The sequence below is a fragment of the Pseudomonas sp. JQ36 genome (assembly GCF_053851495.1).
Genome location: NZ_CM132642.1, coordinates 2094231 through 2113463, shown reverse-complemented (window position 1 = coordinate 2113463; position 19233 = coordinate 2094231). Strand labels below are relative to the sequence as shown.

The following is a 19233-nucleotide window of genomic DNA, read 5'->3' as shown; positions in this document are numbered from 1 at the left end:
ACTCTCGTGTAGTACTTCGGGCGGCCTTTTGGTCGCCCTTTTTTTATGTTGATGAGGTTCGTGGGTATTGTCGTCGGGTGTGGACTAACGTCAGTATTTTGATACGCCCGTTCACTCGATAGACCAGCAGATAGTTCGGATTGACCACCATTTCCCGAGTGCCTGGCACTCGACCGGCCCGGTAACCATAGCGGATTGATGAAAGCCTTTGCGTTGCTGCACCAACCTTGTGCTGTAGAGCCACGGAAGCGTTGGAGTTGTATTGTTCAACGTAATCGATAATGTCAGCCAGATCGTTCAGAGCTTGATCGCTCCATTCAAGCAGCAGCGCGGCGCTTCCTGCGCATCTCTTCCAGCATCTGGTCAAGCATTGCCATAGCTTCATCATGGGGAATGCCAGGGCTGGGGTCATCGAGTGCCTCCTGCACCTTGGCACGAAACCAGCGATCGTAGCTCTCTGCCTCTTCTTCGGATTCGAAGTCAGAGTAAAACGGGGAAAGTAATAAGCTCATTGTGATCTCCATGATCAATCTCAGCAGTTTAAGGGGGAATGGCCCATTGTCGTCACTGGCAGACGAGGTACCCCATGAGCTCTTGAAGAACCATGGGATAACGAAGCCCAGTATCTGCAAGCGCCCTTTTGGAGTCTGCCGGACGTTTCCCTCCGTTGTCCGGCAATCTCGACCGCCGTTGTAGGCCTATTCCTCCACTCTGTTTTTCAGCTTTCCAGCCTACAAATCCGCGCGCACCTTCCTACAAATGCACTCAGAACGCATACGGAATACTCACCTTCGCCCACAACATTTCCCCCTCTGGCCGGTTTTCCACGTCAAACTCCTTGGCCCAGCGAATCTCCGCGCTGGCGTACTTGAGAAAGGTGAAATGCAAGGCCGGGCCGATCGCGAACACCTGGCCGCGCACGCCGTCGTCCACATCCTGCCCGGCGAATTGCACGGTGTGGCCGTACTGTTTGTCGTCGGTGGTCTGCTTGAGGTAATAGCCGTTAAGGCCGAGCATCACATCGTCAGTGATCTTGTAGCTGGCCGAGTAATCGAAGTGGAAGATCTGCCCGGACTTGTAGTCGGTGTCCTTGTTCTTCTCGTTGAAGCTGTAGGTGGTCTTCATCGACACTTCGGTCTTGTCGGTCGGCAGCCAGGTGAAGGAGAACAGCGGCTTGTAGGTATAGAAATTGTTGCTGGTGTTGGCCAGCCGATCGACGCTGTATTCACCGGTGGGCACGGTGATTTCCACGGCGGCGCCGAGGGTCAGATGCTTGCCCATGTCCCACAGGATGATTGGCGCAATCGTGGTGTCGCCCATGCCTTCGCGGGTATCGCTGAGACCGAATACCGAGATTTCCTGCTTGAGCCAGGGCTGGGCGATGTAGCCGGCCAAGCGTCCGCCGAACACCCGCACCGGGCTCAGATAATCGATGCGCGGAATGACCGCGGTGGATTCGATTTCGACATTCGGCACCTTGCCGCCCAACGAACTGATGTTGAGCTTGGTCGACTTGTAATGGTTGTAGTAGAGGTTAAACGCGACCATGTTTTGCGGCAGGCTGTCGACTTCCATCGGTAGCATGAAGAACCCGTCGGTGCCGGGGCCGATGTTGTCGACGCCGGCTTCAGTGGCCAGGGCCGGCAGGGACGCGGTGCAACCGAGCAAAGTCAGTGCCAGACGCAAGGGGAAAGTGGCGCGGTTCGGGCTCATGGTTGTCCTCATTATTATTGTGGTGGGACGTGGCGCCGGTACGCGTAACGTCCGGCACCCTAGAAATAAGCGCTTGGCGCCCGACGGGGCAGGGTATTGGCGGACAGTTAGGGGGGCTTCTGCGGACACTCGGCCAACCCTGTGCTAACTTCCTTCGACATAACCGGTAACAAAAATAACAATCAAGCGTGATCCGGAATGTCAGCCCCCATGAACGTAAAAGTCCAAGACCCCACTTTCGAACTGGCGCTGGTCTCGCCGTTCCTCCTGCAAACCCTCGCCGAAGTCGTGCACAACAAAGGCATTGACCCCGAAAGTCTGTGTCGTGGCCTGGGCTTCACCCTCGAAGATCTGCAGGATCCGGCGCAGCGGATTTCCTACCGCCAGGCCGTGGCGATGATTCAGCGTGCGCTCAAAGTACTGCCCAATCAGGGCCTGGGGCTGTGGGTCGGCGCGCAGAATGTGTTGGGTACGCTGGGGCTGCTCGGCCACGTACTGTCGCTATGCAAGACCTTGCGCGATGCGTTTGCCCTCGGCATCCGCCACCAGCACACCTCCGGCGGGATCGTGGTGTCCAGCGTCGATGTGATCGGCGATCAGGTGCACCTCGATGCCGAATGTCGCTTACCGTTTGCCGATGTGCAGGTGTTCGCGGTCGAAGAGTTTTTCGCCAGCCTGCTGGTGTATGGCCGGGCCTTGGCCGGCAGTGAATTCAAGCCGATTGCCGTGGAGTTTGTGCACGCTGCGCCGGATTACCTGAGCGAATACCACCGCGTGCTCGGGCCCGATGTGCGCTTCGGCTGCCTGCACAATCGCATGCTGATCGACGCGCAATGGCTGGACGTCAACCTGCCCAATCATCATTCGCTGGCGCTGCGTCAGGCAGTGGCGCTGCTGGAGCTGGAAGCGGCGCAGGTGCACCAGAAACTTGATCTGATTCAGGCGGTGGAGCGGGCGATTGCCCGGGACTTGAGCCGGGGCAGTCATATCGAAAAAATCGCCGGCGACCTGAACATGAGCAGCCGCACCTTGCGCCGCCGTTTGACCGAGCATGCGCTGACCTTCGAAGCGCTGCTGGAACAGGTGCGTCAGGCGCGGACCATGAGTCTGCTGGCCAATCCGGAGATGCCGATCGAGCGGATTACCGAAGAAGTCGGCTACAGCGACGTGCGCAGCTTCCGCCGGGCGTTCAAGCGCTGGACGGGGATGAGCCCGAGTGCGTGGCGACAGGATGCAAGCACCGCTTAGACATCGGTCCCCTGTGGCGAGGGAGCTTGCTCCCGCTGGGCTGCGCAGCAGACCCAAAACCTGCCACGCCATTTCTCCAGACACACCATGCCGGCGGGGTTTGCGGGTGCTTCGCCCCCGAGCGGGAGCAAGCTCCCTCGCCACAGGCTTCCGTGCGCCACTCATCAGTATTTCAACCCCACAAACCCTCCGGCCACAGGTAAACTCCCGCGCACTTTCCCAAGGAGTTCACATGAGTTACTACCAGCCGGGCATTCTCGCCACCCCTGTTCCTGCGCAAGCACGTCATCTGTTCTTCGCTCTCAAGTCGGTTGAAGCACTGCCGCAGGCGATCGACAACCTGCTGAACCTGGTGGACGGCAAGTCGGCGGTGCTCGGTTTCGGTGAACCCCTGACCAAAGCGCTGAACGTGCAGATCGACGGCCTGCGCAGCTTTCCGGCCATGAGCGGCGTCGGCGTGGAAAACCCGTCGACCCAGCACGCGCTGTGGGTCTGGCTGCACGGTGTCGACCGTGGCGAACTGCTCAATCGCTGCCACGCCTTCGAAGCCGCGCTGGCCCCGGCGCTGCGCCTGGTAGACATGCAGGAGGCCTTCCGCCACAAAGACGGCCACGACTTGACCGGCTACGAAGACGGCACCGAAAACCCCCACGATGACGCCGCAATTGCCGCCGCGTTGCTGGGTGAGGGCGCTGATGGTCTGGTCGGTGGCAGCTTTGCCGCGATCCAGCAGTGGCAGCACGACCTCAAGGGTTTCCATAAATTGTCTGCCGAAGACAAGGACAACATCATGGGCCGTCGCCTCAGCGACAACGAAGAGATCGACGACGCGCCAGTCTCCGCCCACGTCAAACGTACCGCCCAGGAAAGCTTCGCCCCCGAAGCGTTCGTTGTGCGCCGTTCGATGCCGTGGATCGATGGCGATCGCGCCGGCCTGATGTTCCTCGCCTTCGGTTTTTCGCTGGACGCCTTCGAGGCACAACTGCGGCGCATGAGCGGTCTGGAAGACGGCATCACTGATGGTCTGTATCGCATCAGCCGGCCGATTACCGGCGGCTACTACTGGTGCCCGCCCATCAAGGATGGCCACCTCGATCTGCGCGCCTTGCGCATCGGCTGAGTGTTTCAAACATAGGGAGTTGAGCATGGACGTGGTGCGTTGGGGCATGATCGGTTGCGGCAGCGTCACTGAACGCAAGAGCGGGCCGGCCTTCTACAAGGCGCCCGGCTCGGCGCTGGTGGCGGTGATGGGCCGCCGCCTCGAAGCGGTGAGCGATTACGCCGCGCGCCACGGCATCGCCCGGGTCTACACCGATGTCGATGCGCTGATCAACGACCCCGAGGTGGACGCGGTGTACATCGCCACGCCACCCGACAGCCACCACGCCTACAGCCTCAAAGTCGCTGCCGCCGGCAAGCATTGCTGCGTCGAGAAACCGATGGCGCTCAATGCCGGGCAAAGCCGCGAGATGCAGCAGGCATTTGCCGATGCCGGTCTGCACCTGTTTGTTTCCTATTACCGCCGCTCGTTACCGCGTTTTGCCCAAGTGCGGCAATGGCTGGAGCAGGGCCGCATCGGCGAGGTGCGGCACCTGAGCTGGACGTTGACCAAGGCGCCATCGGCGGCGGATCTGGACGGCAGCGCCAACTGGCGAACCGACCCGAGCGTGGCCGGTGGCGGCTACTTTGCCGACCTCGCCAGCCATGGTTTCGACCTGTTCCAGTACCTGCTCGGCGATGTCGTCGAAGTCGCCGGTTTCACCGCACGCCAGGCCGGGTTGTATGCGGCGGAAGATGCGGTCAGCGCCAGTTGGAGGTTTGCCTCCGGAGCGCTGGGCATGGGTTGCTGGAGCTTTGTGGCGGATCGGCGCGAGGATCGGGTGGAGATCATTGGCAGTCAGGGTCGGATCGCGTTCTCCGTGTTTGACGAGCATCCGGTGCAGCTATTTGCCGATGAGCAGATCAGCCTGGAAATCGCGCATCACGAGCACATTCAGTGGCATCACGTGCTGGGCATGAATGCGCATATTCGTGGTGATTCGCAGCATCCAGCAGTTGCCGAACAAGCCCTCAAGACCGATTGGGTCATGGATCAGATCCTTAAACGCCACTGATCCACGGACCACAACACATCTCCCTGTGGGAGGGGGCTTGCTCCCGAAGAGGCCGGCATTGCTGGCATTTCCATCGCCTGACACACCGCCTTCGGGAGCAAGCCCCCTCCCACAAAAGCGAGGGGGATCCTGTTGTTATTGGCTGGTGGTATAGACCTGACGTCCGCCGAACCAGGTTTGCAGCACCTGGGTGTCATGCAGCGCCTTGTTGTCGACGCTGAACACGTCGCGATCGAGCACGATAAAGTCCGCCTGCTTGCCCGGCGTCAGCGAGCCGATCTGCTGGTCCAGGCCAATCGTGCGCGCCGCGTTGAGGGTGTAGGCGTAGAACATGCTTTCGCGATCCAGACGCTCGTCGGCATTCAGCACACCCAGCGGGCCGACGCGGGTGATGGCCTGGGCCATGGCGTTGAACGGATTAGGCGACGACACCGGCCAGTCGCTGGCGCCGGCAATCGTCGCGCCTTGTTTCAGCAACGAGTGCGCCGGGTATTGATAGCGGAAGGCGAGGGCGCTGACGTAGGGCTTGATCATGTCGGTGGTGTAGTCGTCGGCACTGGCCCACAGCAATTGCATCGAGGCGATCACGTTCAGCGGCTTGAAACGGGCGAACTCTTTCGGATTGACCATCTGCAGGTGGGTGATCGAGTGAGTGATGCCGCTCTGCCGATCCTGGCGCGCGCGTTCGATGCCGTTGAGTGATTCACGCACCGCACGGTCGCCGATGGCGTGGATGTGTACCAACCAGCCGCGCTGGTCGATGGCGCTGACCAGTTCGCCGAAATGCTGCGGGTCGATCAGCAATTCGCCCTGTTTGTGCGAGTTGCGGTACGGATCGATCATCGCCGCGCTCTGCGCCGGGTATTCGATCACGCCGTCGGCGAAGATCTTGACCCCGGGCAGGGTCAGATTGGGGATGCCCTGAAATTGTTGGCGCACCTTATCCAGGGTATCGAGATCGGCCGGCAGGCTTTTCGGGTTGGCGACCAGCAACGCTGCGACGTGCACGCTCATGTCGCCGCTTTCCGACAGCGCTTTGTAGGCCGGCAGCACGCCGACGGTTTTCTCGGTGGGTTTGAGCGCGAACACGGCCTCGCCCGGCGCAGCGTTGGCGGCGGGGTCCATCCACGCGGTGATGCCGAGGCTGTTGTTGAAGCGCACCGCGGATTTGGCCGCGGTGAGCATATCGGCCGGGCTCGGCACCGGCATTTTCGCGGCGACCCGGTCCCAGCCGGCATCGACCAGAAACCCGTTGGGCTCGCCGCTGGCCAGTTTGCCGATCGTGTCTTGTTCCGCAGCGGGCAGGCTCTTGAGCAACGCCGCGTCAATGCCGGCGCGCTTGAGCATCACGTTGTTGGCCCACGCGGTGTGGTGATCGCTGCCGGTGAACACCACCGGCACGTCAGCCCATTCGCCCTGGTTGAAGGTCTTGCCCAGCGCTTCGGCCTGCGCCCAGTACGCTGAGCTCATGCCGGCAATGCTCAGCACATCGCCATGTCTGGCCTTGCCGTCGTCTCGCCAGGCGCGCAGGCGTTTTTCCAGTTCGTCGAGGGCCACGACTTCGTCTTCCATGTTGGCCGAGACCATTTCCAGGCCACCGAAAATCGCGTGGGAATGGCTGTCGATCAAGCCTGGCATCAGCGTCTTGCCGCCGAGGTCGATCACCTGTGTGCCAGGCTCGATCAGCGCCTTGATCTGCGCATCGCTGCCGACTTTCAGCACCTTGCCGTTTTCCACGGCCAACGCCTGTACCTTCGGTTGCGAACGGTCGGCGGTGAAAATCTTGCCGTTGACCAGTACCAGATCGGTGGCGGCCATGGCTTCCATCGAGGCAAAACTTACAGCGCTAACCAGCAGGCTCGGGATGAATCTTTTCATTGAAGATTTCCTTGTTATTGCGTCTGATGGCCAGATTAGTGGCTGACACTGGCCGACAGAACGCCTCCCTCACGAAAAACGTTTTTGCCTGAATGGAAAAAGCATGGACAAGCTGGGTGCACTGAAAATGTTCGTGGTTACCGCGCAACTCGGCAGTTTCAGCCGCGCGGCGGAACAACTGGGCAAGACCCCATCGGCCCTGACCAAAGCGGTCAATCACCTGGAGTCGGAACTCGGTGCGCGGCTGTTCGAACGCAGCACGCGGCGGATTCTGCTGACCGAAATCGGCCGGGTCTATCTGGAAACCGCGCGGCTGGTGTTGCAGCGGCTGGAGGAGGCCAGCGAGGAGATCGAGCAGTTGCAGCACGGTCTGCGCGGCAGCCTGAAAATCACTGCACCGTTGGCGTACGGGCGGGCGTTTCTCGATCAGGTGTGCGACGGCTTTTTGCAGCAATACCCGCAGATCAGCCTGCAAGTGGATCTGTGCGACGCGTTCGTCAATTTGCTGGAAAGCGGCTACGACCTGGCCTTGCGCGAAGGCCATGACGACTTGCCGGGGCTGATCGCCCGGGTGGTCGGCAGCAATCGCCTGGCGTTGTGCGGCAGCCCGGACTATCTGGCGCGCAAGGGTTTGCCGGTGGATCCGCAAACCCTCGAACAGCATGAATGGCTGTTGTATCAGCACCCGTTGCTCAGTCGCGAGTTCTGGTGGGCCGAGCGCGACGGCCAGCGGCTGAGCCTGCCACAGCCGACGACGCCGCGCTTACGCAGCGACAATTACGACCTGTTGCTGGCCAGCGCATTGGCCGGGCGTGGTTTGCTGCATACACCGCTGTGGAGCGCCGCGCCGTACATTGCCGACGGGCGTCTGGTGCGGGTCATGGCTGACTATGAAATAGACCCCGACACCTTCGGCCCGCACATTCTTGCGGTGTACCCCAGCCATCGGCGGGCCACGGCCAAGGTCGTGGCATTCATCGATTACATCTCGGCATTTCTGGCCGAGCGTGGGTTGAACTGACGCCCGTTCCTTGTAGGAGCTGCCGCAGGCTGCGATCTTTAAAAAGATCAAAAGATCGCAGCCTGCGGCAGCTCCTACACAGTTCCCGAGTCGTCTTATTTTTAGGAGCTGACGAGTGAAACGAGGCTGCGATCTTTTGATTTTTGTGGATGGTCGGTTTGGGCCGACTGGCGGTGCTTGTCAGTAAAATCCCACAGGAGTACAAATGTACTCCATGACCAATCTTACTCCCCGCCGTACCGCCATCCTGACCTTTATCCGCGAACGCATCGCCGAACACGGTCAGTCCCCAAGCCTCGCTGAAATCAGCGAGGCTTTTGGTTTTGCCTCGCGCAGCGTGGCGCGCAAGCACGTGCTGGCGCTCACCGAAGCCGGGTTTATCGAGGTCAATCCGCACCAGGCCCGGGGCATTCGCCTGCTCGGGCAACCCGCGCGGCCGGAGCTGCTGGATATTCCGGTGCTCGGCCGGGTGGCTGCCGGTGCGCCGATCGGTGCCGATGCCGACATCCATAACCGCTTGATGCTCGACCCGGCGCTGTTCTCCCGTGCGCCCGACTACATGTTGCGGGTGCAGGGCGACTCGATGATCGAGGACGGCATTCTCGACGGTGATCTGGTGGGAGTGAAGCGCAATCCCGAGGCGCTCAACGGGCAGATCGTGGTGGCGCGCCTCGACGGTGAAGTCACAATCAAACGCTTCGAACGTGTCGGCACTACAGTGCGCCTGCTGCCGCGCAACCCGGCGTACCAGCCGATTGTCGTGCGCGACGATCAGGATCTGGCCATCGAAGGGGTGTTCTGCGGTCTGGTGAGGCAAGGCTGATGGGCGCCGTCGTTGCACTCGATACGCTGTTCAATGGCGGCCAGGTCTGGAAGGGCCGGCCTGCGCCACCGGCCGCCAGCCCGCAACCCACCGGGCATGCCGCGCTGGATGCGGCACTGCCCAGCGGTGGCTGGCCGGAAGCGGCGCTGAGCGAAATCCTCCTGGCCGGCCCAGGGGTTGGCGAGTTGCAACTGGTGTGGCCGACGCTGGCGCGGCTGTCGGCGGCGGGCGAGCGCATCGTGCTGGTGGCGCCACCGTTCGTGCCGTACCCGCAGGCGTGGGCGAACGCCGGGGTCGATCTGCGCCAGTTGTCGGTAATCCAGGCCAGCGAACGCGATGCCTTGTGGGCGGCGGAGCAATGCCTGCGTTCGGGCAGTTGCGGCGCGGTGCTGTGCTGGCCGCACAAGGCCGATGATCGGGCGTTGCGGCGTTTGCAGGTAGCGGCAGAAACCGGCCAGACCCTGGCGTTTGCCTGGCGCCCGTTGAGCGAGGCGGTCAACCCGTCGCCGGCCGCGTTGCGCATTGCCATCGACGCCAGACCGGCGCAGTTGCGCGTGCTCAAGTGCCGTGGCGGACTGGCGCGCACCGCGCCGATCGCGTTTACCGTGGGGCACTGAGGTCGTCATGCGCTGGGTGTGTATTCTGTTCCCGCAATTGGCCCTCGACGCGGTGCTGCGTCAGCGTGCCGATCCCGATGAGCCGTTGGTGCTGCTCAGTGGCCCGGCCCAGCGCCGGGTCTTGCAAGCGGTGAATGCAGCGGCGCGTCAACTAGGCTTGCGCGCTGGCCAGTCGATGACCGCCGCACAAGCGTTGAGCAAAGGTTTTGCCACCGCCGACTACGACCTCGCCGAGGTCGAACACTGGCAGCAGTTTCTCGCCGCGTGGGCCTATCGTTTCAGCGCGCAGGTCAGCGTGCATTACCCGCGTACCGTGGTGTTCGAGATCGAGTCGAGCCTGGGCCTGTTCGGCTCCTGGGCGCAGTTCGAAGCACGGCTGCGCAAGGAGCTGACCGAGTTGGGCTTCCGCCATCGCATCGTCGCCGCGCCCAATCCGGTGGCGGCGCGGGTGCTGGCCAATGCCTACGACGGCCTGGTGGTGCCCGACGGCGAAGCCTTGCAACATCACCTCGGGCAATTACCCGTCGACCGTGTCGGGCTGGAGCCGCAGGTCGCCACGGCACTGGCGCGCATGGGCCTGCGCAACCTGAACCAGTTGCAAAGCCTGCCGCGTCAGGCCCTGGCCCGGCGCTTCGAAGCGTCGATGCTCAAACACCTCGACACCCTGTTCGGCGCACGGCCGCTGGCCTTGGCGTTCTACCTGCCGCCGGATCGTTTCGATGTGCGCATCGAACTGAATTTCGACGTGCAATCCCACCAGGCATTGTTGTTCCCGCTACGGCGTCTGACCGCTGACCTGTCGGCGTTCCTCTGTGGACGTGACAGCGGCGTGCAGCGTTTCGACCTGCATCTGGAGCACGCCGGGCTGCCGGACACGCTGATCAAGGTCGGCCTGCTCAGCGCCGAGCGCGATCCGGCGATGCTCTTCGAACTGGCTCGTGGGCGACTGGAACAAGTCCAGGTCGAGGCCCCGGTACGCGGCTTTCGCCTGCGCGCCGAAGACCTGCCGAGTTTCGTGCCGCAGTTTCAGGAACTGTTCGATGACCGTCCGCAACAGACTTTGCCCTGGGAGCAATTGCGCGAACGTCTGCGTGCACGGCTCGGCGATGACGCGGTGCAGGGCTTGCGCTTTCAGGCCGACCATCGCCCCGAATGTGCCTGGCAGAACGGCGTCGACAAGCAGCGTTGCAGCGGTTTGCCGAGCGTGCAGCGTCCGGGCTGGCTGCTCGGCGAACCGCAGAGCGTGGCCGAAGGTTCAGCGCGGATTCTCATGGGCCCGGAGCGCATCGAATCCGGCTGGTGGGACGGCGACGATGTGCGCCGCGATTACTACCTGATCCAGAACCGCGCCGGTCAGCAGGGTTGGGCCTATCGGGCCGTGGGCGAGGGCGGGCCGTTGTGGCTGCAGGGCTGGTTTGCATGAGCCACGGCTATGCCGAGCTGCACTGCCTGTCGAACTTCAGTTTCCAGCGCGGTGCCTCCAGCGCCCTTGAACTGTTCCAACGGGCGAAAAAACACGGCTATCAGGCGCTGGCGATCACCGACGAGTGCACCTTGGCCGGGATCGTCCGGGCCTGGCAAGCGGCGAAAGCGGTAGAGCTGCCGCTGATCATCGGCAGCGAAATACGCATCGACAACGGCCCGAAACTGCTACTACTGGTGGAAAATCTTGCGGGCTATCAGGCTTTGTGCGGCTTGATCACTCAGGCCCGGCGGCGTACGCAGAAGGGCCAGTATCAGGTGCTGCGCGAGGATTTCAGCGAGCCGCTGCCGGGGTTGTTCACCGTGTGGGTGCCGGACAGCATCGATGACGTGGAGGAGGGGCGCTGGCTGAAACAGACCTTCGGCGAGCGTCTGTATCTGGCGGTGCAGCTGCATCGTGGGCAGGACGATCAGCGTCGGCTGGCGGCACTGCTGAGTCTGGCTGAGCAGCTGCAGATCGCCGCCGTGGCCAGCGGCGACGTGCACATGCACGCCCGTGGCCGGCGCGCCTTGCAGGACACCATGACCGCGATCCGCCATCACGTCCCGGTGGCCGAGGCCGGATTACGCCTGCACCCCAATGGCGAGCGCCATCTGCGTAGCCTCGAGGTGTTGCGCGAGTTGTATCCGCCGGCGTTGCTCGACGCCTCGGTGCAACTGGCGCGGCGCTGCACTTTCGAGCTGGGCGAGTTGCGCTATGAGTATCCGAAAGAACTGGTACCGGAGGGGCACACCGGCAGTTCCTGGTTGCGCCAACTGACCGAAGAAGGCATTGCCTGGCGCTGGCCGAAAGGGCCGCAGGCCAAGGTGCTCAAGCAAATCGACGATGAATTGCAACTGATCGCCGAACTCGGCTACGAAAGCTACTTCCTCACCGTGCACGACGTGGTGCGTTTCGCCCGCGATCAGCAGATCCTCTGTCAGGGCCGCGGTTCGGCGGCCAACTCGGCGGTGTGTTTTGCCCTGGGCATCACCGAGATCGACCCGGACCGCACCACGCTGCTGTTTGAACGTTTCATGTCGAAGGAACGCAACGAGCCGCCGGACATCGACGTCGATTTCGAGCACGAGCGTCGCGAAGAAGTCCTGCAATACGTGTTTCGTCGATATGGCCGGCAGCGTGCGGCGCTGACGGCGGTGGTCAGCACTTACCACGCCGCCGGTGCGGTGCGTGACGTGGCCAAGGCCCTTGGGCTGCCGCCGGATCAGATCAATGCACTGGCCGACTGCTGCGGCCACTGGAGCGATGAAACACCACCGCTGGCACGCTTGCTCGAAGGCGGCTTCGACCCCGACAGCCCGGTGCTGCGTCGAGTGCTGAGCCTGACCGGGCAACTGATCGGTTTCCCCCGGCACCTGTCGCAGCACCCCGGCGGTTTCGTGATTTCCGAGCAACCGCTGGATACGCTGGTGCCGGTGGAAAACGCCGCGATGGCCGAGCGCACGATCATTCAGTGGGACAAGGACGACCTCGACGCGGTCGGGCTGCTCAAGGTCGATATCCTCGCCCTCGGCATGCTCAGTGCGATCCGTCGTTGTTTTGACTTGCTGCGCCGTCATCGCCATCTGGATCTCAGCCTGGCGACGATCCCTGATAAAGACAAAGCGACCTACGAGATGATCAGCCGTGCCGACACCATTGGCGTGTTCCAGATCGAATCGCGGGCGCAGATGTCGATGCTGCCGCGCCTGAAACCGGCTAAGTTCTACGATCTGGTGATCGAGGTCGCAATCGTCCGCCCGGGGCCGATTCAGGGCGGGATGGTTCATCCGTATCTGCGCCGTCGCAACAAGGAAGAGCCGGAAACCTATCCCTCGCCGGAACTTGAAGTGGTGCTCAAACGTACCCTCGGCGTGCCGCTGTTTCAGGAACAGGTGATGCAGATCGCCATTGTCGCCGCCGACTACAGCCCCGGCGAGGCCGATCAGTTGCGCCGCTCGATGGCCGCGTGGAAACGCCACGGCGGGCTGGAGCCGCACAAGGCGCGACTGGCCGCCGGCATGAAGAAAAACGGCTACACCGAGGAATTCGCCGCGCAGATCTTCGAGCAGATCAAGGGCTTCGGCAGCTATGGCTTTCCCGAATCCCACGCTGCCAGTTTCGCCTTGTTGACCTACGCCAGTTGCTGGCTCAAGTGCCACGAACCGGCAGCGTTCGCCTGCGCGTTGATCAACAGTTGGCCGATGGGTTTCTACAGCCCGGATCAGATTCTGCAGGACGCGCGCCGCCATCAATTGCAGATCCGTCCGGTGGACGTGCGTGCCAGCGACTGGGATTGCAGCCTGGAGCCGATCAGCGGCGCGCAACCGGCGATTCGCATGGGCCTGCGGATGATCAAGGGCTTTCGCGAGGAGGACGCCCGGCGCATCGAAGCGGCGCGGGCGCGGGGGGCGTTTGCCGATGTCGCCGATCTTGGCGAACGCGCCGCGCTCGACAGCCGCGCCCAAGCGTTGCTCGCCGATTCCGGAGCGTTACGCGGGATGGCCGGCCATCGGCATCGCGCGCGCTGGGAAGTCGCCGGGGTGCAGAAACAGCTGGGCCTGTTTGCCGGGTTACCGAGCCAGGAAGAAGCCGATGTGCTGCTGCCCAAACCCAGCGTCGGCGAGGACCTGCAGGCCGATTACGCGACCATCGGCACCACGCTGGGGCCGCATCCACTGGCGCTGTTGCGTGGCGAACTGAAGGCGCGGCGTTGCCGCAGTTCGCGGGAGTTGCTGGACGTCGAACACGGCCGGCCGGTGAGCATCGCCGGGCTGGTCACCGGGCGTCAGCGACCGGGCACTGCCAGCGGCGTGACCTTCGTCACCCTTGAGGACGAGTTTGGCAACGTCAACGTGGTGGTCTGGCGCGATCTGGCCGAGCGCCAGCGTCAGGTGCTGGTCGGCTCACAATTGCTCAAGGTCGATGGCCGCTGGGAGCGGGAGGGCGAAGTACGGCATTTGATCGCTGGCCGGCTGAGCGACCTGAGTCCGCTGCTCGACGGCATCCGCGTGCAGAGCCGCGACTTCCACTAAACCCCAGAACACCACAAATCCCCCCTGTGGGAGCGGGCTTGCTCGCGAAGACGGTGTGTCAGTTGGCAAATAAGTGGCTGACACACCGCTTTCGCGAGCAAGCCCGCTCCCACATGGGGGATTTGTGTGTGTCCAAACAAGCCAATTGATTGGCGTCAAAAATCTCTGTCACCAATGGTGGCACTTTGTCATAATGCCGCCCCTTTTCCGCTCCCCACCGCGTAGCCGTGCCGGGACACACCGTTTTTTTCAGAAGGAATGCACAGTGAGAATGATCTCCCGGATGTTGGTCTCAGGCGTTGCGATTGCCGTGCTCGGCACCCTCGCCAGCTCCCTTGCCGGGTGCGCCACCGAAAGCTCCCGCGCACTGCCGGTGGCCAAGGTCGAGAGCGCCACGCAAGTCTGGACCGGCGCGCGCGTACCGATGGCGGTGGGCAAGTTCGATAACCGCTCCAGCTACATGCGCGGGATCTTCTCCGATGGCGTTGACCGTCTCGGCGGCCAGGCCAAGACCATCCTGATCACGCACTTGCAGCAGACCAACCGTTTCTCGGTACTGGATCGCGACAACATGGGCGAAATCCAGCAGGAAGCGGCGATCAAGGGCCAGGCCCAGCGCCTCAAGGGCGCCGATTACGTGGTCACCGGTGACGTCACCGAGTTCGGCCGCAAAGAAACCGGCGACCACCAGCTGTTCGGCATTCTCGGCCGTGGCAAGACCCAGGTCGCCTACGCCAAGGTCAACCTGAACATCGTCAACATCAGCACCTCCGAAGTGGTGTATTCGACTCAGGGCGCCGGTGAATACGCCTTGTCCAACCGCGAAATCATCGGCTTCGGCGGCACCGCCGCGTACGACTCCACCCTCAACGGCAAAGTCCTCGATCTGGCCATGCGCGAGGCGATCAATCGTCTGGTCGATGGCATGAACGCCGGTGCCTGGAAACCGGGTAACTGATCGCTATTCATTGCAAGGAGCAACACCCATGAATCTGACTTTGTCGCGGTCGCTGCTGGCCCTGACGCTGGCCGCCAGCGCCTTGCTGGCCGGTTGCAGCAGCCCGAAAACCCTGTACCAGTGGGAAGACTACCAACCGCAGGTCTACGAATACTTCAAAGGCGAAGAGCCGAAGGAAGCTCAGGCCGAAGTGCTGGAGCGCGACCTGCAGAAGATCCGCTCCACCGGCAAGGCCGTGCCGCCGGGTTACCACGCGCACTTGGGTCTGCTGTACCTGAGCATGGGCAAGGACGATCAGATGGTGCAGCAGTTCCGCACCGAGAAAGCGCTGTTCCCCGAGTCCGGCCCGTACATGGATTTTCTGCTTAAAAACGCCAAGACCGGAGACGCCAAATGATCTCGCGCACCCTGAAACTGCTGGTCGCCGGTTTGGCCTTGACCGTACTCGGTGGCTGCGTAGCGCCGAAGACCGTGGATTATTCGGCGTACAAGCAGGCGCGGCCGAAGACCATTCTGGTGCTGCCACCGCTGAACACCTCGCCCGACGTGAAGGCGTCGTACAGCCTGTTGTCGCAAGTGACGTTCCCACTGGCCGAGGCCGGGTATTACGTGCTGCCGATCACCCTGGTGGACGAAACCTTCCGTCAGAACGGCCTGACCACCCCGGATGACATTCATCAGGCACCGGCCAACAAGCTCAAGGAAATCTTCGGCGCCGACGCTGCGCTGTACATCACCGTGACCGAGTACGGTACGCGTTACATGGTGATCAGCAGCGAAACTGCAGTGACGGCCACCGCCAAACTGGTCGATCTGAAATCAGGCACCACGCTGTGGACCGGTTCGGCCCGGGCGTCGAGCGAAGAGGGCGGCAACAACAGCGGTGGCGGCCTGGTCGGCATGCTGATCACGGCGGCGGTGAAGCAGGTGATCAACAGTTCGACCGATGCCGGTTTCCCGATTGCTGGCGTGGCGAGCAATCGCCTGTTGTCGGCCGGTCAGCACGCCGGCCTGTTATACGGCCCACGTTCGCCGAAATACGGCACGGACTGAAATTACCGGCACGCCTGAAATCCCCTGTGGGAGCGGGCTTGCTCGCGAATGCGGTGGGTCAGTCGCTAAATTTTTTTCTGATCCGACGCTTTCGCGAGCAAGCCCGCTCCCACAAGGGGGAATGTGTTTTTCGATTGATTTCTTTGGCAGCCGGCCAAAATCGCTCGCCCCCCCTTAGTGCTGACCGTCCACGCTTGCAATGAGCGGGTCGGCAAATCGAAGTCATCTCGCCCTAATCGTTCCAGACCCTGCATCAGGAGGCCGAAGACGATATCCTGCGCCACACTTATCGGTGCAAACAGCGCACAACTCTGGAACACCGTGTTTGCCCGAGGCTAAAGGAGTGTTCGAATGACCGAGAAGAAACTGGAAACCACGGTCGACCGCGTCTACCAAGGGGTTTACCAGGCGATCAGCAAGCGTTCGCTGCGTCCGGGGATGAAGCTGGGTGAAGCGTCGCTGGCCGAACTGTTCAATGTCAGCCGTACGTCGGTACGCGCCGCGCTCAAGCAACTGGAAGCCGAGGGGCTGGTCACCACCGAGCCGAATAAAGGTGCATCGGTGTCGTTGCCGAGCAACGAAGAGATCCGCTCGCTGTTCGAAACCCGGCGGCTGATCGAGATCGGCATCGTCACCGAACTCTGTCGGCGCAAGGACACCGCCGCCATGCAGGTTCTGCGCGAGCACCTGCTACTGGAGGACGCAGCCCACGCGGCGGGCGACCATGAGCAATTGATTTACCTGCTCGGCGAGTTCCACCTCAAACTGGCGCGCAGCCTGAACAACCCGGTGCTGCTCGACTGGTTCCAGAAGCTGATTTCCCGCGCCTCGCTGTATGTCGCCGCACTCGATGACGACAGCCATGAAGCCTGCCGTGACAACGAACATCTGCGCCTGATCGAATACATCGAGGCGGGCGACCAGAACGCCGCCATCGAACTGACCTGCACGCATTTGAACGGCATCGAGAAGGCGATTCTCGACGTCGCCGCGAAGATGAAAACTGGCTACCATCCGCTCAAACACCTGATCGGGGTCTGAACCCGGGCCGCAGCGAGAAATCGGCTATACCTTCAATGAAACCAATGCGGCCGGCGGCGCTCGAAACACAGGGGCGCCGCGTTCGTTCAGCGTTGCGATACATCGGGCAAACACCACAGGACACCGAGTCAATCGATGCAGTTTTTATCCGATAGCCACGGTTGCGACGGCTGGAAAGGCGAGATGGCCGAACGCATTTGCGCGTTCGACTGGCGCCTCACCGAACTCGGCCCGCTCGACACCTGGCCTGCCAGTCTGTGCAGCACCGTGCAATTGATGCTGGCCTCGCCCTTGCCGATGGTCATGCTCTGGGGCCACGCCGGGTACATGATCTACAACGACGCCTACTCGCAGTTTGCCGGTGGTCGCCACCCGTATCTGCTGGGCGCACCGGTGGAACTGGGGTGGCCGGAAGTCGCCGAGTTCAACCGGCACGTGGTCGACACCTGTCTGGCGGGCGGCACCTTGTCCTACCGCAACAAGGAACTGGTGCTGTTGCGCGATGGCGTGCCCGAAGATGTCTGGATGGATCTGTATTACAGCCCGGTGGCCAACGATGACGGGGTGCCTTCCGGCGTGATGGCGATGGTGGTCGAGACCACCGAGTTAGTGCGCTCCGAGCGCCTGCGTCAGGCGGCAGAAGACGCTTATCGGGCCGACAACGAGCGGGTGCGTCTGGCGCTGAATGCCGGGGCCTTGCTTGGCTCGTTTGTCTGGGACGTGAAGAACAATGTGCTGTCGGCCGACGAGCGTTTCGCCCGGACCTTTTGCTATCCGCCGGATCAGGACCTGAGCAACCTGCCGCAATCGGTCAATGAGTCGCGGATTCACCCGGATGACCTGGCGTGGGTGCATGACCGGGTCAGTCATTCGCTGCAGACCGGCGAGCCGTACAACGCCGAATACCGCGTGCGGCGGGCGGACGGCAGCTACCTGTGGGTGCTCGCCAGTGGCGCCTGCGAGTTCGACGAACACGGCGCGCCGTTCCGTTTCCCCGGGGTGTTGATCGACATCCATGAACGCAAGATCGCCGAAGAATCCCTGCTCAAATTCACGCGCAACCTGGAGCAACGGGTGGCTAACGAAGTGGATGCCCGGCTGGCGGCGGAAGAGCAATTGCGCCAGTCGCAGAAGCTTGAAGCCATCGGCGGACTGACCGGCGGCGTGGCCCACGACTTCAACAACCTGCTGCAAGTGATCGCCGGCAACCTGCACCTGCTGGCGCGGCATGAGCCGGACAATGCCAACGTGCAACGCCGGGTCAGCGCCTCGCTGGCAGCGGTCGAGCGCGGTGCCAAGCTGTCGTCGCAACTGCTCGCTTTTGCCCGGCGCCAGCCGTTGTCACCGGCGGTATGCGATCCGCGGCAGATCTTCGACGGCGTCGGCGAATTGCTGCAGCGCGCGTTGGGCGAAACCATTCAGATCGATGTGCAAGTGCCGCTGGACCCGTGGCACATCAACGTCGACCGCAATCAACTGGAAAACGCCATTCTCAATCTGGCGATCAACGCCCGCGATGCGATGAAAGGCGAGGGCACGATCGTCCTCAGCGCCCTCAATACCCGGCTGGACAGCAACTTTTGCACCGGCAAAGGCATCGTTGCCGGCGATTTCGTGCGGGTGATGGTCAGCGATACCGGCGTCGGCATTGCGCCGCAAATGCTCGAGCAGGTGTTCGAACCGTTCTTCACCACCAAAGCCGATGGCCAGGGCACCGGGCTCGGTCTGAGCATGGTGTTCGGCTTCGTCAAACAAAGTGGTGGTCACGTCGAGATCGACAGCACCGTGGGCGAAGGCACGCGGGTGCAACTGTACTTTCCGCGCAGCCTGCGTCCGGTTCTCGATGAGACGCCGAACGTCGACCCGCAACAGGGCGGCGGTCACGAGACCATTCTGGTGGTCGAGGATAACGACGCGGTGCGCGCTTCGGCCGTGGAGTTGCTGCGCGAAGAAGGCTACCGCGTGCTGACCGCCAGCAATGGCGACGTGGCGATGCAGATGCTGCTGGAAGGGATCGACGTGGATCTGATTTTCACCGACGTGGTGATGCCGGGGCTGATCAAAAGCTCCGATCTGGCGGCGTGGGCCAAAGTGCAGACGCCGCCGGTGGCGGTGCTGTTCACCTCCGGCCACACCCGCGACATCATTTCGCGCAACCACCAGTTGAGTCCGGACACGCATTTGCTCGGCAAGCCGTATGGCCCGGAGGCGTTGTTGCAGATGATTCGCTCGGTGCTCAATGCCTGATTCCCTGTGGCGAGGGAGCTTGC

General features: G+C 62.4%; 17 protein-coding genes. 13 read left to right on the top strand and 4 right to left on the bottom strand.

Annotation, left to right across the window (positions count from 1 at the left end):
- Positions 1 to 43: 43 nt before the first annotated feature.
- From ACS4NR_RS09325 to ACS4NR_RS09315, 3 genes are all read right to left on the bottom strand, one after another.
- Positions 44 to 385 (bottom strand): type II toxin-antitoxin system RelE/ParE family toxin, encoded by a 342-nt coding sequence (locus ACS4NR_RS09325; RefSeq protein ID WP_456020381.1) that lies wholly within the window; start codon positions 383 to 385, stop codon positions 44 to 46.
- Positions 318 to 512, bottom strand: coding sequence for a type II toxin-antitoxin system RelB family antitoxin (gene relB / locus ACS4NR_RS09320; RefSeq protein WP_095136765.1), 195 nt, complete (start codon positions 510 to 512; stop codon positions 318 to 320). The genes ACS4NR_RS09325 and relB overlap by 68 nt, the downstream gene beginning before the upstream one ends.
- A 253-nt stretch (positions 513 to 765) precedes the next feature.
- The gene (locus ACS4NR_RS09315) at positions 766 to 1713 is read right to left on the bottom strand and encodes a SphA family protein (RefSeq protein ID WP_456019812.1); all 948 of its coding nucleotides are present in this window, start codon (positions 1711 to 1713) and stop codon (positions 766 to 768) included.
- Between the two features lie 210 nt (positions 1714 to 1923).
- Here ACS4NR_RS09315 and ACS4NR_RS09310 point away from each other — a divergent pair, with 210 nt between their 5' ends.
- From ACS4NR_RS09310 to ACS4NR_RS09300, 3 genes are all read left to right on the top strand, one after another.
- Positions 1924 to 2961 carry an AraC family transcriptional regulator gene (locus tag ACS4NR_RS09310; RefSeq protein WP_456019811.1) on the top strand — a complete coding sequence of 346 codons (1038 nt, stop codon included), beginning with the start codon at positions 1924 to 1926 and terminating at the stop codon, positions 2959 to 2961.
- Positions 2962 to 3193: 232 nt separating this feature from the next.
- Entirely contained in the window at positions 3194 to 4081 is an 888-nt protein-coding gene (locus ACS4NR_RS09305) for a Dyp-type peroxidase (RefSeq protein ID WP_456019809.1), read from the top strand.
- Between the two features lie 25 nt (positions 4082 to 4106).
- Positions 4107 to 5075, top strand: coding sequence for a Gfo/Idh/MocA family protein (locus ACS4NR_RS09300; protein ID WP_456019808.1), 969 nt, complete (start codon positions 4107 to 4109; stop codon positions 5073 to 5075).
- A 135-nt stretch (positions 5076 to 5210) separates the two neighbouring features.
- Here the strand turns inward: ACS4NR_RS09300 and ACS4NR_RS09295 are convergent, their stop codons facing one another.
- Positions 5211 to 6953: an amidohydrolase gene (locus tag ACS4NR_RS09295; protein WP_456019806.1), complete on the bottom strand. Its 1743-nt coding sequence runs from the start codon at positions 6951 to 6953 to the stop codon at positions 5211 to 5213.
- A 103-nt stretch (positions 6954 to 7056) separates the two neighbouring features.
- Between ACS4NR_RS09295 and ACS4NR_RS09290 the strand changes: the two genes are divergently transcribed.
- From ACS4NR_RS09290 to ACS4NR_RS09245, 10 genes are all read left to right on the top strand, one after another.
- Positions 7057 to 7974 (top strand): LysR substrate-binding domain-containing protein, encoded by a 918-nt coding sequence (locus ACS4NR_RS09290; protein WP_456019805.1) that lies wholly within the window; start codon positions 7057 to 7059, stop codon positions 7972 to 7974.
- Positions 7975 to 8179: 205 nt separating this feature from the next.
- Positions 8180 to 8797, top strand: coding sequence for a transcriptional repressor LexA (lexA, locus tag ACS4NR_RS09285; protein WP_166497276.1), 618 nt, complete (start codon positions 8180 to 8182; stop codon positions 8795 to 8797).
- A complete protein-coding gene (imuA, locus tag ACS4NR_RS09280) occupies positions 8797 to 9414 on the top strand; it encodes a translesion DNA synthesis-associated protein ImuA (RefSeq protein WP_456019804.1) in 618 nt (205 codons plus the stop codon). Before lexA ends, imuA begins: the two co-directional genes overlap by 1 nt.
- A gap of 7 nt (positions 9415 to 9421) precedes the next feature.
- Positions 9422 to 10837: a Y-family DNA polymerase gene (locus tag ACS4NR_RS09275; RefSeq protein WP_095136291.1), complete on the top strand. Its 1416-nt coding sequence runs from the start codon at positions 9422 to 9424 to the stop codon at positions 10835 to 10837.
- The gene (locus ACS4NR_RS09270) at positions 10813 to 13911 is read left to right on the top strand and encodes an error-prone DNA polymerase (protein ID WP_456019802.1); all 3099 of its coding nucleotides are present in this window, start codon (positions 10813 to 10815) and stop codon (positions 13909 to 13911) included. Before ACS4NR_RS09275 ends, ACS4NR_RS09270 begins: the two co-directional genes overlap by 25 nt.
- A 271-nt stretch (positions 13912 to 14182) precedes the next feature.
- Positions 14183 to 14869 (top strand): CsgG/HfaB family protein, encoded by a 687-nt coding sequence (locus ACS4NR_RS09265; RefSeq protein WP_177439976.1) that lies wholly within the window; start codon positions 14183 to 14185, stop codon positions 14867 to 14869.
- Positions 14870 to 14897: 28 nt separating this feature from the next.
- A complete protein-coding gene (locus ACS4NR_RS09260) occupies positions 14898 to 15266 on the top strand; it encodes a DUF4810 domain-containing protein (protein ID WP_003225593.1) in 369 nt (122 codons plus the stop codon).
- Entirely contained in the window at positions 15263 to 15922 is a 660-nt protein-coding gene (locus ACS4NR_RS09255) for a DUF799 domain-containing protein (RefSeq protein WP_115984870.1), read from the top strand. The genes ACS4NR_RS09260 and ACS4NR_RS09255 overlap by 4 nt, the downstream gene beginning before the upstream one ends.
- A gap of 351 nt (positions 15923 to 16273) precedes the next feature.
- On the top strand, positions 16274 to 16963 hold the full coding sequence (locus ACS4NR_RS09250; RefSeq protein WP_456019801.1) for a GntR family transcriptional regulator: 690 nt from the start codon (positions 16274 to 16276) through the stop codon (positions 16961 to 16963).
- A gap of 135 nt (positions 16964 to 17098) precedes the next feature.
- A complete protein-coding gene (locus tag ACS4NR_RS09245; protein WP_456019799.1) occupies positions 17099 to 19210 on the top strand; it encodes an ATP-binding protein in 2112 nt (703 codons plus the stop codon).
- Positions 19211 to 19233 lie beyond the last annotated feature (23 nt).

What these genes read in the sequence shown, in the direction of transcription:
- ACS4NR_RS09325 (WP_456020381.1), bottom strand. Translation starts at nt 385, where the DNA reads ATGAAGCTATGGCAATGCTTGACCAGATGCTGGAAGAGATGCGCAGGA.
- relB (WP_095136765.1), bottom strand. Translation starts at nt 512, where the DNA reads ATGAGCTTATTACTTTCCCCGTTTTACTCTGACTTCGAATCCGAAGAA.
- ACS4NR_RS09315 (WP_456019812.1), bottom strand. Translation starts at nt 1,713, where the DNA reads ATGAGCCCGAACCGCGCCACTTTCCCCTTGCGTCTGGCACTGACTTTG.
- ACS4NR_RS09310 (WP_456019811.1), top strand. Translation starts at nt 1,924, where the DNA reads ATGAACGTAAAAGTCCAAGACCCCACTTTCGAACTGGCGCTGGTCTCG.
- ACS4NR_RS09305 (WP_456019809.1), top strand. Translation starts at nt 3,194, where the DNA reads ATGAGTTACTACCAGCCGGGCATTCTCGCCACCCCTGTTCCTGCGCAA.
- ACS4NR_RS09300 (WP_456019808.1), top strand. Translation starts at nt 4,107, where the DNA reads ATGGACGTGGTGCGTTGGGGCATGATCGGTTGCGGCAGCGTCACTGAA.
- ACS4NR_RS09295 (WP_456019806.1), bottom strand. Translation starts at nt 6,953, where the DNA reads ATGAAAAGATTCATCCCGAGCCTGCTGGTTAGCGCTGTAAGTTTTGCC.
- ACS4NR_RS09290 (WP_456019805.1), top strand. Translation starts at nt 7,057, where the DNA reads ATGGACAAGCTGGGTGCACTGAAAATGTTCGTGGTTACCGCGCAACTC.
- lexA (WP_166497276.1), top strand. Translation starts at nt 8,180, where the DNA reads ATGTACTCCATGACCAATCTTACTCCCCGCCGTACCGCCATCCTGACC.
- imuA (WP_456019804.1), top strand. Translation starts at nt 8,797, where the DNA reads ATGGGCGCCGTCGTTGCACTCGATACGCTGTTCAATGGCGGCCAGGTC.
- ACS4NR_RS09275 (WP_095136291.1), top strand. Translation starts at nt 9,422, where the DNA reads ATGCGCTGGGTGTGTATTCTGTTCCCGCAATTGGCCCTCGACGCGGTG.
- ACS4NR_RS09265 (WP_177439976.1), top strand. Translation starts at nt 14,183, where the DNA reads ATGATCTCCCGGATGTTGGTCTCAGGCGTTGCGATTGCCGTGCTCGGC.
- ACS4NR_RS09260 (WP_003225593.1), top strand. Translation starts at nt 14,898, where the DNA reads ATGAATCTGACTTTGTCGCGGTCGCTGCTGGCCCTGACGCTGGCCGCC.
- ACS4NR_RS09255 (WP_115984870.1), top strand. Translation starts at nt 15,263, where the DNA reads ATGATCTCGCGCACCCTGAAACTGCTGGTCGCCGGTTTGGCCTTGACC.
- ACS4NR_RS09250 (WP_456019801.1), top strand. Translation starts at nt 16,274, where the DNA reads ATGACCGAGAAGAAACTGGAAACCACGGTCGACCGCGTCTACCAAGGG.
- ACS4NR_RS09245 (WP_456019799.1), top strand. Translation starts at nt 17,099, where the DNA reads ATGCAGTTTTTATCCGATAGCCACGGTTGCGACGGCTGGAAAGGCGAG.